The following is a 13,911-nucleotide window of genomic DNA, read 5'->3' on the forward strand; positions in this document are numbered from 1 at the left end:
CCGAAAATCGTCGACTGGTACATGGACGGAAAGATCGAGATCGACCCCATGATCACCCACAAGATGGGCCTCGAGGACATCAACAAGGGCTTCGACCTCATGCACGAGGGAAAATCAATCAGAGCCGTCGTCGAGTTTTGACCGGCACGGAACCGCAAGCCCGGCCAATCGGCGCGGGGCTTGTGGGCGCGGACCATATGCGCAGACGGAGCTATTTTCGGGTATGACAAACACGCAGAAACCACCGCTTCTGGCGGTTCTGATAGACGCCGACAATATCTCGGCGAAATATGCCGAAGCGATGTTCGAAGAGATCGCCTCGCTGGGCGAAGCCAGCATCCGGCGCATCTATGGCGACTTTGCCGGAGGCGGCCCGCAAGGCTGGACCAAGGACAAGCTGGCGGCGCTCGCGATCGTTCCGCACCAGCAATTTGCCAACACGACCGGCAAGAATGCCAGCGATATCGCACTGGTGATCGACGCGATGGACATCCTGCATTCCGGGCGGTTCGATGGATTTGTCCTCATCTCGTCAGACAGCGATTTCACCCGTCTGGCCAGTCGCATTCGTGAACAGGGGCTCGACGTGTTCGGCATGGGCATGCGCAAGACCCCGGCGGCGTTCGTCAAGGCCTGCAAGCGGTTCATATATGTCGAGAACCTGATTGCCGACATGCAAAAGCCCAAGCCGAAACAGACAAGGACAGACGGGCCCGGCGATGCCCCGACCACGCTGGACGATCCGGTCAAGCTGGTCATCCGGGCGATGGATGCAATCGATCAGGATGACGAATGGTTCACACTCGGGCAGATCGGCCAGTATATCACCGCCGCCAACCCGGACTTTGACACGCGCAGCTATGGCAAACGCAAACTCAGCGACCTGATCGCGACTTTGAAGGTTTTCGAGACAAGACGCGGCGAAGGAAACCAGATCCAGGTGCGGCGCCTTGACTGACGCCGGCGCTATGCGCCGTTTCGCACGGTGTCGATCATCAGTTGTACATTGTCCGGATCCGCGTCGGGCGTAATGCCGTGTCCGAGATTGAAGATGTGCGGCCCGCCGGAGAATGCCCGCACGATGGCCCGCGTGTCGTCGACCAATGCCTGCCCGCCGGTGACCATGTGCGACGAGGCGAGATTGCCCTGAACACAACCATCGACCTGAACATTGGCGGCGGCCCATTCCGGATCGACGGAATTGTCCAGCGCCACGCAATCGACACCGGTCTTGCGGGCGAACCCGACATAATGCTCGCCCGCTTCGCGCGGGAAACCGATGACGGGAACGGTTGGATGTTTCTGCTTGAGGGCGGCGGTGATGCGGCGGCAGGGATCGACCGCGTAGTTTTCGAACGCATCGCCCTGCAGCGACCCGGCCCAACTGTCGAAAATCTTGACGACCTCGGCACCCGCTTCGATCTGCATGGACAGATAGTCGATGGTGGCATCGGTGATGCGTTCGAGCAGCGCCTCGAACAGGGCGTTGTTTTCCTCTCGCAGCGCATGGGCCGGGCCCTGGTCAGGCGTGCCGCGGCCGGCGATCATGTATGTCGCCACCGTCCACGGAGCACCGGCAAAGCCGATCAGCGTGGTGTCTGACGGCAGCGCGTCGGTCAGGATGCGCAGGGTGTCATAGACCGGCGCAAGCGTATCGTGAATCGCATCGGCCGGCTTGAGCGCATCGAAATCCCGCTGCTGTGTCACCGTGGACAAGCGTGGCCCCTCGCCCGTGACAAACCACAGATCCGCGCCAAGCGCCTGTGGCACCAGCAGGATGTCGGCAAAAAGGATCGCGGCATCGAATCCATAGCGGCGGATCGGTTGCAGTGTGACCTCTGCCGCAAGTTCGCTGTTGTAGCATAAAGACAGGAAATCCCCGGCCTGGGCGCGGGTGGCCCGGTATTCCGGCAGATAGCGCCCCGCCTGACGCATCATCCAGATCGGCGGTACCGCCTGAGTTTCGCCCGCCAAGGCGCGCAACATCTTCTTGGTCTCGCCCATGCTGATCTCCCGGTTCATTCCCGCGCCATGCGTCCTGTCTGAAGGGGGCAATGTCAAGCCCGACCGCTTGTAAGGCCAATATGACGCGACTAAAGAGAGGGCATGACACTCGCTCTTCCCACACTCGACGCGCCGCTGCGCATCGGCACCCGCGGATCCCCGCTGGCGCTTGCCCAGGCCTATGAAACCCGCGACCGGCTGGCCACGGCCTTCGACCTGCCGCAGGAGGTATTCCAGATCGTCGTGATCAAGACCACCGGCGACGCGGTGCAGGACCGGCCGCTCAAGGAAATCGGCGGCAAGGGCCTGTTCACGCGCGAGATCGAGGATGACCTGCTGCAAGGCCGCATCGACATCGCGGTGCACTCGATGAAGGATATGCCGGTCGCGCAACCTGCTGGGCTGATTCTGGACACCTACCTGCCGCGCGAAGACGTGCGCGACGCCTTTGTTTCGCCGACGAAACGCGCAATTGACGAGCTCGACTCCGGTGCGACGGTCGGCACGTCCAGCCTGCGGCGCAAGGCGCAACTGCTCAACCGTCGGCCGGATCTGAACGTGGTCGAGTTTCGTGGCAACGTACAGACGCGGCTGCGCAAGCTGGATGACGGGATTGCCGATTGCACTTTCCTGGCGATGGCCGGGCTCAATCGGTTGAAACGCGACGACGTGCCCGCGACACCGATCCCCGAAGACGCGATGCTGCCCGCCGTCGCGCAGGGCGCCATCGGCATTGAACGCCGCACGTTCGACACCCGCACCGCCGAGATGTTGGCCGCGATTCACGACACACCCACCGGACAGCGTCTGGCGGCCGAACGGGCCTTTCTTGCCGCACTTGACGGCTCCTGCGAAACACCCATTGCCGGGCTGGCCGAGCTTGACGGGGACACGCTGAGACTGCGCGGAGAAGTGTTGCGCCCCGACGGGTCGGAACGGCTTCATGACACGCAGACCTGCGCCATCGTGGACGGGGCCGAAACCGGACGGAAAATGGCCGAGGCCCTGCTTGCCGAGGCGGGCGCGGGCTTTTTCGACTGGCGCTAGGCCAAGGTGACGCCGCGATCTGTTTGACAGATGGTCGCGCCATCTGGAACGGTATCGCAGGAGGATCCTGCAATGACACCCGGAAAGGCATTTCTGAGCACCGACGAGATCCGTCCGCTGGCGGAGCGCTCTGACCTGATGGGCGCCTGGCTCGTCATGCATTGCTGGGGCACGATTGCATTGGCGCTTGTGCTGTTCGCGGTCTGGCCAAACCCGCTGACGCTTGTTCTGGCTGTCATGATCATCGGCTCGCGACAGTTGGGCCTCGCAATCCTGATGCACGAAGCGGCACATAACGCCCTGTTCCGCTCGCGCCGGCTGAACGATGTTGTGGGCGAATGGCTCTGTGGGCGGCCCATACTCGCCGAACTCGCCGCCTATCGGCATTATCACCTGACCCATCACCGCTTTACCCAGACCGACAAGGACCCCGATCTGGTCCTCTCCTCCAAGTTTCCGACAACGCGGGCCTCATTGAAACGCAAGTTTATCCGGGATTTGACCGGACAGACCGGTTACAGGCAGCTTATGGGCCAGATCATGATGTCGATTCGACTGGCCGGTGACGACGATGCTATTCGCGCGGCTTCGAACGACTTCGCGCAGGCTTTCAAGGCACGCGACCTCTTCAAGTCCCTGCCCGTCTTTCTGGGTATCGTCGTCCTGTTCGGTATCATCGGCGATTGGTGGTGGGGTCTGGCATTCTGGCTGCTGCCCTATCTGACCTGGTTTCAGTTCGTCCTGCGGGTGCGCAACATTGCGGAGCATGGCGCGACGGAGGTATCGGATAATCCGCTGCAAAACACGCGCACAACACTGGCCGGCCCCATCGCGCGTCTGTTCGTCGCGCCCTATTGGGTCAATTACCATCTTGAACATCACCTCGTGATGCATGTGCCTTGCTGGCGATTGAAACGGATGCACGCAATTTTGGCGCAGAAAGGCGTTACTGAACGGATGCGTGTGACCCCCTCGTACCGGCACGCACTTGCAGAGGCAGGATGGAATACCACAGGACCATAGGATTCTCCGATTGCGGCACAGCGCCCTTGCCCTGACCATGCCGGGCGGTGTTCATGGTAGGGTGAATACGCTGCAAGCGAGGATGCAATCATGAACCGGGACTTGAGCACGTGGACCCCCCGCCCATTACCGCAGAGGCGGGTGATCGAGGGGCAGTATGTACGTCTGGAACCGCTGGAGGCCGCGCGGCACGGTCGTGACCTGTTTCATGCGGCGCAGGTGGCGGATGCCGGGGATCGGTTTCGCTGGCTGCCTGAATACCCGCCGGAGGATCAGGCAGAATTCCTGACCTGGGCAGAGCGCGCGGAAGCGAGCGCGGACCCGCTGTTTTTTGCCGTCATCGACGCAGCAACCGACAGGGCGGTCGGACGGCAAACCCTGATGCGGATGGACGCAGGCAACGGGGTGATCGAAATCGGCAACATCTATTGGGGCCCGGAACTCTCCCGACGGCGCGGCGCGACAGAAGCCCTGTTCCTGTTCATGCGGCACGTGTTCGACGACCTCGGCTATCGTCGGTTCGAATGGAAATGCAACGATGACAACCTGCCCTCCAAGGCAGCTGCTCTGCGCTTTGGTTTCGCACCCGAGGGCGTGTTTCGGCAGCACATGATCGTCAAGGGCAAGAATCGGGACACCGCATGGTTCGCGATTCTCGACGGGGATTGGCCGGCGCTGAAGGCTGGTTATCAAAGCTGGCTCGACCCCGCGAACTTCGACGCAGAGGGGCAACAGAAACTACGGCTTCAGGACTGTCTGGCGCAACGCTGATCTGCAACGATCGTCTCAACGCCTGTCCGGAAGAACGACGTCTGTGCCCCAGGCCTCACAGTTTTTGGCAAGCTCCGGCTGCAATCGCTTGTCGGTAAAGAAGGTATCGATCTCTGCCAGCGACGCGATGCGCGCCGGAGCGCTGCGCGTGAACTTGGAATGATCCGCCACGAGAAACGTGCGCCGCGACTGACGGATGATGGCCTGGCTCACCGCGACTTCCTGAATGTCGAAATCCAGCAGATCGCCGTCGCCGTCCAGCGCGGAACAACCGATCACGGCGAGATCGAACTTGAACTGCCGGATGGTGTCTGACGCGAGATTGCCGACCAGCCCGCCATCCGAGCGCCGCAAATGCCCGCCGGTCACAATGACCTCGCAATCCGGATTGTGGGCCAGAATATTGGCCACGTTCATGTTGTTGGTGACGATCATCAGGTTGTGATGATCGCGCAACGCCCGCGCCACGGCCTCGGTGCTGGTCCCGATATTCAGAAACAGCGAGATATTGTTCGGCACCCGTGCCGCGCAGGCACTGGCAATGGCAGTCTTGGCCGGCGCATTCAGCGAGCGGCGTTCTTCATACCCGATATTATGCGTGCCAGACGGCAGCACGGCGCCACCATGCACCCGCTCAAGGCGCCCGGCCTCGGCCAGTTCGGTCAGGTCGCGGCGGATGGTTTGCAGCGTCACATCGAAATGCGCAGCCAATCCTTCGACCGTGACCTTGCCATCACGGCGGGCGATTTCAATGATTTCGGGCTGGCGAAAAGTCTGTGACATGTCCACTTTCGTTTTTGCGCGATTATGATGACATTTTTCTGGTGCAAGAGCAAGTTTACATCGAACAGACGCCATAGCGCCACAGATTCGCAAAGCATCTTTCGCCAAAGCACATTTAATTTGTTTATTTCCATGAAACGCGCATGCGAAATTATCAGAAATTCAGTGGCCTATACAAAAACGAACAAAAACGAAAATATCCGGTTGCCGAAATGCACCGTGTTTGGCATAGAGTCAGCCACGGCTTGCGCCATGGGAGGGACGTTTGGCAGATTATCAGACAAGCAAGGCGACCGACCTCTTCATCATTGGAGGAGGCATCAACGGTTGCGGCATTGCCCGCGATGCGTCGGGTCGCGGCCTCTCGGTCACGCTGGCCGAGATGAATGATCTGGCGAGCGCCACGTCCTCCGCGTCGACCAAACTTTTTCACGGCGGGTTGCGGTATCTCGAGTATTTCGAGTTTCGTCTTGTCCGGGAAGCCCTGATCGAGCGGGAAACACTGCTGCGCGCGATGCCGCATATCAGCTGGCCCATGCGCTTTGTCATTCCCTACCATCAGGACATGCGGTTTGAATCGGAAACTCCGACCTCGCGCCTGCTGAGCATCGTGATGCCCTGGATGCGTGGGCGGCGACCCCGCTGGCTGATCCGACTGGGGTTGTTCATGTACGACAATCTCGGCGGGCGTGAAATCCTCCCCGGTGCAAGCTCGCTGACGCTGCGCGGAACGCAAGAAGGCGCGCCACTGGATGAACGTTTCGAAAAGGCGTTCGAATATTCCGATTGCTGGGTCGAGGATTCGCGGCTGGTGGTGCTGAATGCCCGTGACGCGGCGGCGCGCGGAGCGCGGATCATGACCCGCACAAAGGTAACATCCGCCATCCGTGACGGCGAGTTCTGGCACATCCGGACCGAAAACACACAGACTGGCGACATCCGCGAGCATCGCGCCCGGATGCTGGTCAATGCGGGTGGACCGTGGGTCGGCGAGCTGCTCCGGAATACCGTGCGGCTGAACTCATCCGAAGGTGTGCGGCTGGTGCGCGGTTCGCACATCGTGACCCGCAGGCTCTATGATCATGACAAATGTTATTTCTTTCAGGGCACGGACGGGCGGATCATTTTCGCGATTCCCTATGAAACCGACTTTACCCTGATCGGCACCACCGACGCCGAGCACGACGATCCGGACACGGCCCCCGAATGCACGCCCCAAGAGCGGCAGTACCTGATCGATTTCGCCAATCAGTATTTCAAGCGCGATATCGGCGATGAAGATATCGTCTGGACCTATTCCGGCGTGCGTCCGCTCTATGATGACGGCGCCAGCAGCGCCACGGCGGCGACACGCGACTATACGCTCAAGGTCGACGCGAATGGCGCGCCTGTCCTCAACATCTTTGGCGGCAAGATCACCACCTATCGTCGCCTGGCCGAAAGCGCGATGGACAGGATCGGCGCGCAATTGGGCCGGCGCACTCCTGCCTGGACCGCCGGTTCCCCGCTGCCGGGCGGTGATTTTCCGGTGAACGGCTTTGACACCCAGGTTTCGGACCTGAAAATTGCCTATCCCTTTCTCACCGAATTTTGGGCGCGGCGGCTGGTGCGCGCCTATGGGACCGAGGCACGGTTCATCCTGGGAACCTCGGAAAACGCAGGTGATCTGGGCCGGGATTTCGGCGCAACGTTGACCGAGGCCGAATTGTCCTGGCTGATGCAAAAGGAATTCGCGCGCACCGCCGAAGACGTGGTCTGGCGCAGAAGCAAGCTGGGCCTGCGGCTGAGCGTGGATGAAATCGGGGCGATCGACGACTGGATGGCCGCACGGATCTGCACGGGAAAAGGCAGCAAAGAAGCGAGGAGAGCCCACCAATGACGCTGGAACTCAGAAGCGTTTCAAAGACGGTGGGGGGACAGGCCCACATCCATCCGACCGACCTCACGCTGGAAAGCGGTACGATGAACGTTCTGCTTGGGCCAACCCTTTCGGGCAAGACATCGCTGATGCGGCTGATGGCCGGGCTCGACGCGCCGACCGGCGGCCGCATTCTGTGGCGGGGCAAGGATGTGACCGGGATGCGCGTGCAGGACCGCAAGGTCGCGATGGTCTATCAGCAGTTCATCAACTACCCGTCGATGACTGTCTATGACAACATAGCCTCGCCGATGAAGCTCATGGGTCTGGACCGCGCCGAGATCGATCGGCGGGTTCGTGAAACTGCCGATCTGATGCAATTGGCACCACAGCTTGAACGCAAGCCGCTCGAACTGTCCGGAGGTCAACAACAACGCTGCGCGCTGGCCCGTGCGTTGGTCAAGAATGCCGGGCTGGTGCTGCTGGACGAACCCCTGGCAAATCTCGATTACAAGCTGCGCGAGGAGTTGCGGATCGAAATCCCCAGGATTTTCGAAGCGTCGGGCGCGATCTTTGTCTATGCGACGACCGAACCGGAAGAAGCACTCTTGCTGGGCGGAAACACCGCGACACTATGGCAAGGCAAGGTCACGCAATTCGGCGTCACCCCGCAGGTCTATCGCCAGCCGGTCGACGCCACGACCGCGCGGGTCTTTTCCGATCCGCCAATGAATTTCCTCGCCATCAGGAAATCCGGTTCCGAGTTGAAGTTCGGCGACAACCAGAGCGCGCCCGCCGCAGGCAAGCTCGCCGATCTGCCGGATGGCCGCTATACGGCCGGGTTCCGCCCGAACCATCTGGAGATCAGCAGGCACGCAAAGAACGCGTTGCAATTTGTCACCCGGCTCGGGGTCACGGAACTTACAGGATCGGAAACCTTCATCCACCTTGATCACCATGGCGAGCGGTGGGTCGGACTGATCCACGGGGTTCACGACCTGGCCCTGGGAGAGGCGCTGACCGTGTGGCTTGATCCGCGTCACGTTTACATTTTTGGCGAAGATGGCGCGCTGATCGCGCCCGCCGCCTATGCGCTCGCAGCCTGAGGAGGAGCGGACATGGCCAAGATCACGCTCGACAATCTCGCACATTCCTATCTGCCCAATCCAACGGGCGAGGATGACTTTGCCCTGAAGGAGCTCAATCACGACTGGGAAGACGGCGCAGCCTATGCGCTGCTCGGGGCATCGGGATGTGGCAAATCCACGCTTCTCAACATCATCTCGGGCCTGCTCCAGCCCAGCCAGGGCCGCATTCTATTTGATGACAAGGACGTGACACACGCCCCCACCGCCGAACGGAATATCGCGCAGGTTTTCCAGTTTCCCGTTGTCTATGACACGATGACGGTGCGCGAAAACCTTGCGTTTCCACTGCGCAATCGCGGACGTGACGAGACCTATGTCGCCGAGCGCGTGCAGGAAATCGCCCGCATGATCGGCATGGAGGACGGGCTGGATCGCAAGGCGCGCGGATTGACCGCGGATGCCAAGCAAAAGATCAGCCTGGGGCGCGGCATGGTGCGCAAGGATGTGAACGCGCTGCTGTTTGACGAGCCGTTGACGGTGATCGACCCGCATATGAAGTGGGAACTGCGCACGCAGCTCAAACAGCTGCATCACGATTTCGGCCACACGATGATCTACGTAACCCATGACCAGACCGAGGCGCTGACATTCGCCGACAAGGTGGTGGTCATGTATGACGGGCGCGTCGTTCAGATCGGCACGCCGGATGAATTGTTCCAGAAACCCGAGCATACCTTTGTCGGCTACTTCATCGGATCACCAGGCATGAACGTGATCCCCGCGCAGGTGATCGGCAACCGCGCCATAGTCGGAACCGCCGAGGTTCCGCTGGCCGCGGGGTACGGTCATCTCGACGGCAAGGTCGAGCTGGGCGTGCGGCCGGAATTCGCGCGCCTGACCCAGGACGAGGGTCTGCCGATTTCGGTGCGCCGGATCGAGGATGTGGGCCGTCACAAGATCATCCGCGCCGACATGTTCGGAAACGAGATCAACATAATCGCTGGCGAGGACGATGCCGTCAGTGCCGACATGAACCGCGTTAGCTTTGATGCCGCGCATGTCAATGTTTACGCCAACGACTGGCGCGTGAAACCGCAAGGGGAGGCCGCGTGATGGAAAAGACCGTAAACCAGAAGGCGTGGTTCCTGGTGCTGCCGGTGCTGGTGCTCGTGGCATTTTCCGCAGTCATCCCACTGATGACGGTTGTGAACTATTCGGTACAGGACACATTCGGCAACAACCAGTTTTTCTGGGCCGGCCTGGAATGGTTCGAGGAAATGCTCGCGTCCGAACGCATGTGGGATGCGCTGGGGCGTCAGTTGATGTTCTCGGCAATCATCCTGATCATCGAGATCCCGCTTGGCATTTTCGTGGCGCTCAACATGCCCAAGGGCGGGTTCTGGGCCAGCTTCTGTCTCGTCCTGATGTCGCTGCCGCTGCTGATCCCGTGGAACGTGGTGGGGACCATCTGGCAAATCTTCGGCCGGGTGGATATCGGCCTGCTGGGTCACACGCTGGATGCGCTCGGCATTTCCTACAACTACACGCAGGATACGCTGGCCGCCTGGATCACGGTTATCGTCATGGATGTCTGGCACTGGACCTCGCTGGTGGCGCTGCTGGCCTATGCCGGGCTAAAATCGATCCCGGACGCCTACTATCAGGCCGCCAAGATCGATCAGGCGAGCCGCTGGAAAGTGTTTCGTTTCATCGAGTTGCCCAAGATGATGGGGGTTCTGATGATCGCGATCCTGCTGCGCTTCATGGACAGCTTCATGATCTACACCGAACCCTTCGTCGTGACCGGGGGTGGGCCGGGCAACGCCACGACGCTGTTGTCGATCGACCTTGTCAAGATGGCGCTCGGACAGTTCGATCTGGGCCCGGCGGCCGCCTTCTCGATCATGTATTTTCTGGTGATCCTGCTGATTTCGTGGGTGTTCTACACCGTCATGACCAATCTTGACCGGCAGGGGGGCTGAGCCATGACGGATGCAACCAGCCGCCCCGCCCGCAAGTTCGCGATCAATGGCCGCGCCGTGGTGATGACTCTCTATCTGCTGTTCCTGTTGTTGCCGATCTACTGGCTGCTGAACATGAGCCTCAAGACCAACACCGAGATCCTGAACAGCTTCACGCTCTGGCCCCGCGATCTGACTCTGGAAAACTATGCCACGATCCTGACCGATCCCGCGTGGTACAAGGGTTACGTGAACTCGCTGATCTATGTCGTTCTGAACACGGCGATCAGCCTGACCGTCGCCCTGCCCGCCGCCTATGCGTTTTCGCGCTATAGCTTCACCGGGGACAAGCACCTGTTCTTCTGGCTCCTGACCAACAGGATGGCCCCGCCTGCGGTCTTTGCCCTGCCGTTCTTTCAACTCTATTCCTCGGTCGGCCTCTTTGACACGCATATCGCGGTGGCATTGGCACATTGCCTGTTCAACGTGCCGCTGGCGGTGTGGATCCTCGAAGGGTTCATGCGCGGCGTCCCCCGTGAAATCGACGAAACGGCCTATATCGACGGCTACAGCTTTGGCCATTTCTTCATCAAGATTTTCATGCCCCTGATCGCCAGCGGCATCGGGGTGGCAGCCTTTTTCTGCTTCATGTTTTCCTGGGTCGAACTGCTGCTGTCGCGCACGCTGACAACGGTAGACGCCAAGCCCATCGCGGCCATCATGACCCGGACCCAGGGTGCAAGCGGCATCGACTGGGGCGTTCTCGCGGCAGCGGGCATCCTGACCATCGTGCCGGGCGCGCTCGTGATCTGGTTCGTCAGGAACTACATCGCCAAGGGTTTTGCATTGGGGAGGGTGTAGTGAATACTCTGGAAAAAAGTGAAAGAATGGTTGCTTCCATCGTAGCCTTCTTGGCGGAAAGGGGAGTGGAGCGAACGGACTTTTCCGTCGCCGAAATTGGGTTCGAGCTCACACGGGAAAACGATCAACTATTTAGCGACGCCATGATTTGGCTTAGCGCTGAAGGCATAATTCGTTCAAACGACCGAATTGATTATGTAGCAGGCAAAGATAACGAAACGGTGGCTATTTCGTTCTCACTCACCTCATTCGGCTTCAAGTTGCTAAGTGAAACGTACGAGGGAGAACTGACATTGGGCCAAGCAGTTAGCAAAACAAATAGTTCGGGTGTCGGATATGCAAACGTAGGAAATCTGCTTGGCGGACTACTTGGTTCATTCACAAAATCGGTGAGCGGATAGGAGACCAGTTATGGCATGGATGGCATGGACCTGGCCCACGGCGATCTTCTTCATGGTCATCGCGGGGCTCTTGATTACCTTCACGATCCTCGCGATCAAATTCCCCGAGACACCGCGCACCGGAATCCTGCGGATCGAAACCACGCGGGGTGACCGGCTTTTCATCACGCTGCTTGGCAGTGCCTTCATCAACTTGGCTTGGCTCGGACTCATCGGGCCCGAAACCCAACCCTGGGCGCTGGCCGTTTGTCTTGTCTACGCGGCGGCCGTCTTCCGCTGGGTATGACCTGAAGCCGCGCCCGGCCAAACTGTGGCGGGCGCTCCACCGACGAGTTCTATAAGGGAGGAACCAGAATGAACTTGATGCTGAAATCCACCACCGCGCTGGCGGTGGCGCTGAGCCTCAACGGCTCGGGCGCCTGGGCCGATATGGCCGCGGCGACCGCGTTCCTGGATGCCGAGATCGGCGACATGTCGGCCCTGACCCGCGAAGAGCAGGAAGCCGAGATGCAGTGGTTCATCGACGCCGCGGCGCCGATGGCCGGCATGGAGATCAAGGTGGTCTCCGAAACCATCACCACGCATGAATACGAGTCACAGGTCCTCGCTCCGGCTTTTACCTCGATCACCGGTATCAAGGTCACCCATGACCTGATCGGCGAAGGCGACGTGGTTGAAAAGCTCCAGACCCAGATGCAGTCCGGCGAGAACATCTATGACGGCTACATCAACGACTCCGACCTGATCGGCACGCACTGGCGGTATCAGCAGGCCCGCAACCTGACCGACTGGATGGCGAACGAAGGCGCGGATGTGACCAATCCCGGGCTCGATCTCGACGACTTTATCGGAACACAGTTCACGACCGCGCCCGATGGCAATCTCTATCAATTGCCCGACCAGCAATTCGCGAACCTCTACTGGTTCCGCTATGACTGGTTCAACGACGAAAAGAACAAGGCCGATTTCGAAGAGAAATACGGCTATGAGCTTGGTGTACCTGTCAACTGGTCAGCCTATGAGGACATCGCCGAGTTCTTTACTGGCCGCGACCTGAGCCACATGGGTGTTGAAGGCGACGTTTTTGGCAACATGGACTATGGTAAAAAGGACCCCTCGCTCGGCTGGCGCTACACCGACGCGTGGCTTTCGATGGCCGGTGCTGGCGACAAGGGTGAGCCGAACGGCCTGCCGGTCGACGAATGGGGCATCCGCGTGAACGAAAACTCTCAGCCGGTGGGCTCCTGCGTCGCCCGTGGTGGCGCAACCAATGGCCCCGCTGCTGTCTATGCGGTGACCAAGGCGATCGAGTGGCTTGAGAAATACACCCCTCCCGCCGCTGCTGGCATGACCTTCTCCGAGGCGGGTCCGATTCCGGCACAGGGCAACGTCGCGCAGCAGATGTTCTGGTACACCGCCTTTACCGCCGACACGGTGAAACCCGGCCTGCCGGTGATGAACGAGGACGGCACACCGAAATGGCGCATGGCTCCCTCGCCGCATGGTGTCTATTGGGAAGAGGGCACCAAGATCGGGTATCAGGACGTGGGTTCCTGGACGCTCATGAAATCCACCCCGGTGGATCGTGCCAAGGCGGCCTGGCTTTATGCCCAGTTCGTCACCTCCAAGACCGTGGACGTGAAAAAGGCGCATGTGGGTCTGACCTTTATCCGCGAGTCGACGATCCAGCATGACAGCTTTACCGAGCGTGCAGACAAACTCGGCGGCCTGGTTGAATTCTACCGTTCACCCGCCCGCGTCGCATGGTCGCCGACCGGCACCAACGTGCCGGATTACCCCAAGCTGGCGCAGCTGTGGTGGCAGAATATCGGTGACGCCATGTCGGGCGCCAAGACCCCGCAGGAGGCACTCGACGCGCTCTGCGCCGACCAGGAACGGGTCATGGAACGCCTTGAGCGCGCCGGCATTCAGGGCGACATCGGACCCAAGCTGAACGAGGAAAAGGATCCGTCGGAATGGCTCGCCATGGAAGGTTCCCCCAAGGCAAAACTCGACAACGAGGACGAAGAGCCGCAGACCATCGCCTATGATGAGCTGATCAAGTCCTGGCAGTAAGCTGGGCCTGCCGGGGCCTTCGGGCCCCGGCGGTTTTC

General features: G+C 60.3%; 14 protein-coding genes and 1 pseudogene. 13 read left to right on the top strand and 2 right to left on the bottom strand.

Going from position 1 to position 13,911, the window contains the following annotated elements:
- Together AB9K34_RS05920 and AB9K34_RS05925 are read left to right on the top strand one after the other, a co-directional pair.
- Window positions 1-141 (top strand): annotated as a pseudogene (locus AB9K34_RS05920) (S-(hydroxymethyl)glutathione dehydrogenase); the annotation flags it as partial.
- An 82-nt stretch (window positions 142-223) separates the two neighbouring features.
- The gene (locus AB9K34_RS05925; protein WP_369953492.1) at window positions 224-958 is read left to right on the top strand and encodes an NYN domain-containing protein; all 735 of its coding nucleotides are present in this window, start codon (window positions 224-226) and stop codon (window positions 956-958) included.
- A gap of 8 nt (window positions 959-966) precedes the next feature.
- On the opposite strand, the gene hemE is transcribed toward AB9K34_RS05925, so the two are convergent.
- Window positions 967-2,004, bottom strand: coding sequence for a uroporphyrinogen decarboxylase (gene hemE / locus AB9K34_RS05930; RefSeq protein ID WP_369953493.1), 1,038 nt, complete (start codon window positions 2,002-2,004; stop codon window positions 967-969).
- Between the two features lie 102 nt (window positions 2,005-2,106).
- Here hemE and hemC point away from each other — a divergent pair, with 102 nt between their 5' ends.
- The 3 genes from hemC to AB9K34_RS05945 all read left to right on the top strand — a co-directional run bounded on the left by hemC (window position 2,107) and on the right by AB9K34_RS05945 (window position 4,845).
- Complete coding sequence (gene hemC / locus AB9K34_RS05935; protein ID WP_369953494.1) at window positions 2,107-3,051, top strand: hydroxymethylbilane synthase; 945 nt, start codon at window positions 2,107-2,109, stop codon at window positions 3,049-3,051.
- Window positions 3,052-3,123: 72 nt separating this feature from the next.
- Complete coding sequence (locus tag AB9K34_RS05940; protein ID WP_369953495.1) at window positions 3,124-4,074, top strand: fatty acid desaturase family protein; 951 nt, start codon at window positions 3,124-3,126, stop codon at window positions 4,072-4,074.
- Between the two features lie 90 nt (window positions 4,075-4,164).
- Entirely contained in the window at window positions 4,165-4,845 is a 681-nt protein-coding gene (locus tag AB9K34_RS05945) for a GNAT family N-acetyltransferase (protein WP_369953496.1), read from the top strand.
- 15 nt (window positions 4,846-4,860) lie between these two features.
- Here AB9K34_RS05945 and AB9K34_RS05950 read toward each other — a convergent pair whose 3' ends face one another.
- Window positions 4,861-5,628 carry a DeoR/GlpR family DNA-binding transcription regulator gene (locus tag AB9K34_RS05950; protein ID WP_369953497.1) on the bottom strand — a complete coding sequence of 256 codons (768 nt, stop codon included), beginning with the start codon at window positions 5,626-5,628 and terminating at the stop codon, window positions 4,861-4,863.
- A 265-nt stretch (window positions 5,629-5,893) separates the two neighbouring features.
- Here AB9K34_RS05950 and glpD point away from each other — a divergent pair, with 265 nt between their 5' ends.
- From glpD to AB9K34_RS05990, 8 genes are all read left to right on the top strand, one after another.
- Window positions 5,894-7,507 (top strand): glycerol-3-phosphate dehydrogenase, encoded by a 1,614-nt coding sequence (gene glpD / locus AB9K34_RS05955; protein WP_369953498.1) that lies wholly within the window; start codon window positions 5,894-5,896, stop codon window positions 7,505-7,507.
- Window positions 7,504-8,592, top strand: a complete 1,089-nt coding sequence (locus AB9K34_RS05960; RefSeq protein ID WP_369953499.1) for an ABC transporter ATP-binding protein — start codon at window positions 7,504-7,506, stop codon at window positions 8,590-8,592. The genes glpD and AB9K34_RS05960 overlap by 4 nt, the downstream gene beginning before the upstream one ends.
- A gap of 12 nt (window positions 8,593-8,604) precedes the next feature.
- Window positions 8,605-9,687 (top strand): ABC transporter ATP-binding protein, encoded by a 1,083-nt coding sequence (locus AB9K34_RS05965; RefSeq protein WP_369953500.1) that lies wholly within the window; start codon window positions 8,605-8,607, stop codon window positions 9,685-9,687.
- Window positions 9,687-10,556 (top strand): carbohydrate ABC transporter permease, encoded by an 870-nt coding sequence (locus tag AB9K34_RS05970; RefSeq protein WP_369953501.1) that lies wholly within the window; start codon window positions 9,687-9,689, stop codon window positions 10,554-10,556. The genes AB9K34_RS05965 and AB9K34_RS05970 overlap by 1 nt, the downstream gene beginning before the upstream one ends.
- 3 nt (window positions 10,557-10,559) lie before the next feature.
- Window positions 10,560-11,396, top strand: coding sequence for a carbohydrate ABC transporter permease (locus AB9K34_RS05975; RefSeq protein WP_369953502.1), 837 nt, complete (start codon window positions 10,560-10,562; stop codon window positions 11,394-11,396).
- Window positions 11,396-11,797: a hypothetical protein gene (locus AB9K34_RS05980; protein ID WP_369953503.1), complete on the top strand. Its 402-nt coding sequence runs from the start codon at window positions 11,396-11,398 to the stop codon at window positions 11,795-11,797. The genes AB9K34_RS05975 and AB9K34_RS05980 overlap by 1 nt, the downstream gene beginning before the upstream one ends.
- A 10-nt stretch (window positions 11,798-11,807) precedes the next feature.
- The gene (locus AB9K34_RS05985) at window positions 11,808-12,083 is read left to right on the top strand and encodes a DUF2160 domain-containing protein (RefSeq protein WP_369953504.1); all 276 of its coding nucleotides are present in this window, start codon (window positions 11,808-11,810) and stop codon (window positions 12,081-12,083) included.
- A gap of 68 nt (window positions 12,084-12,151) precedes the next feature.
- Window positions 12,152-13,873: an ABC transporter substrate-binding protein gene (locus AB9K34_RS05990; RefSeq protein WP_369953505.1), complete on the top strand. Its 1,722-nt coding sequence runs from the start codon at window positions 12,152-12,154 to the stop codon at window positions 13,871-13,873.
- Window positions 13,874-13,911: the final 38 nt, after the last annotated feature.

It is taken from the genome of Sedimentitalea sp. XS_ASV28 (assembly GCF_041224545.1).
Taxonomy (GTDB): Bacteria; Pseudomonadota; Alphaproteobacteria; order Rhodobacterales; family Rhodobacteraceae; genus Sedimentitalea.

Coding starts and splice junctions, on each gene's coding strand:
- AB9K34_RS05950 (WP_369953497.1), bottom strand. CDS start 5,628: ATGTCACAGACTTTTCGCCAGCCCGAAATCATTGAAATCGCCCGCCGT.
- AB9K34_RS05975 (WP_369953502.1), top strand. CDS start 10,560: ATGACGGATGCAACCAGCCGCCCCGCCCGCAAGTTCGCGATCAATGGC.
- AB9K34_RS05960 (WP_369953499.1), top strand. CDS start 7,504: ATGACGCTGGAACTCAGAAGCGTTTCAAAGACGGTGGGGGGACAGGCC.
- hemE (WP_369953493.1), bottom strand. CDS start 2,004: ATGGGCGAGACCAAGAAGATGTTGCGCGCCTTGGCGGGCGAAACTCAG.
- AB9K34_RS05945 (WP_369953496.1), top strand. CDS start 4,165: ATGAACCGGGACTTGAGCACGTGGACCCCCCGCCCATTACCGCAGAGG.
- hemC (WP_369953494.1), top strand. CDS start 2,107: ATGACACTCGCTCTTCCCACACTCGACGCGCCGCTGCGCATCGGCACC.
- AB9K34_RS05970 (WP_369953501.1), top strand. CDS start 9,687: ATGGAAAAGACCGTAAACCAGAAGGCGTGGTTCCTGGTGCTGCCGGTG.
- AB9K34_RS05925 (WP_369953492.1), top strand. CDS start 224: ATGACAAACACGCAGAAACCACCGCTTCTGGCGGTTCTGATAGACGCC.
- AB9K34_RS05965 (WP_369953500.1), top strand. CDS start 8,605: ATGGCCAAGATCACGCTCGACAATCTCGCACATTCCTATCTGCCCAAT.
- AB9K34_RS05985 (WP_369953504.1), top strand. CDS start 11,808: ATGGCATGGATGGCATGGACCTGGCCCACGGCGATCTTCTTCATGGTC.
- AB9K34_RS05940 (WP_369953495.1), top strand. CDS start 3,124: ATGACACCCGGAAAGGCATTTCTGAGCACCGACGAGATCCGTCCGCTG.
- AB9K34_RS05990 (WP_369953505.1), top strand. CDS start 12,152: ATGAACTTGATGCTGAAATCCACCACCGCGCTGGCGGTGGCGCTGAGC.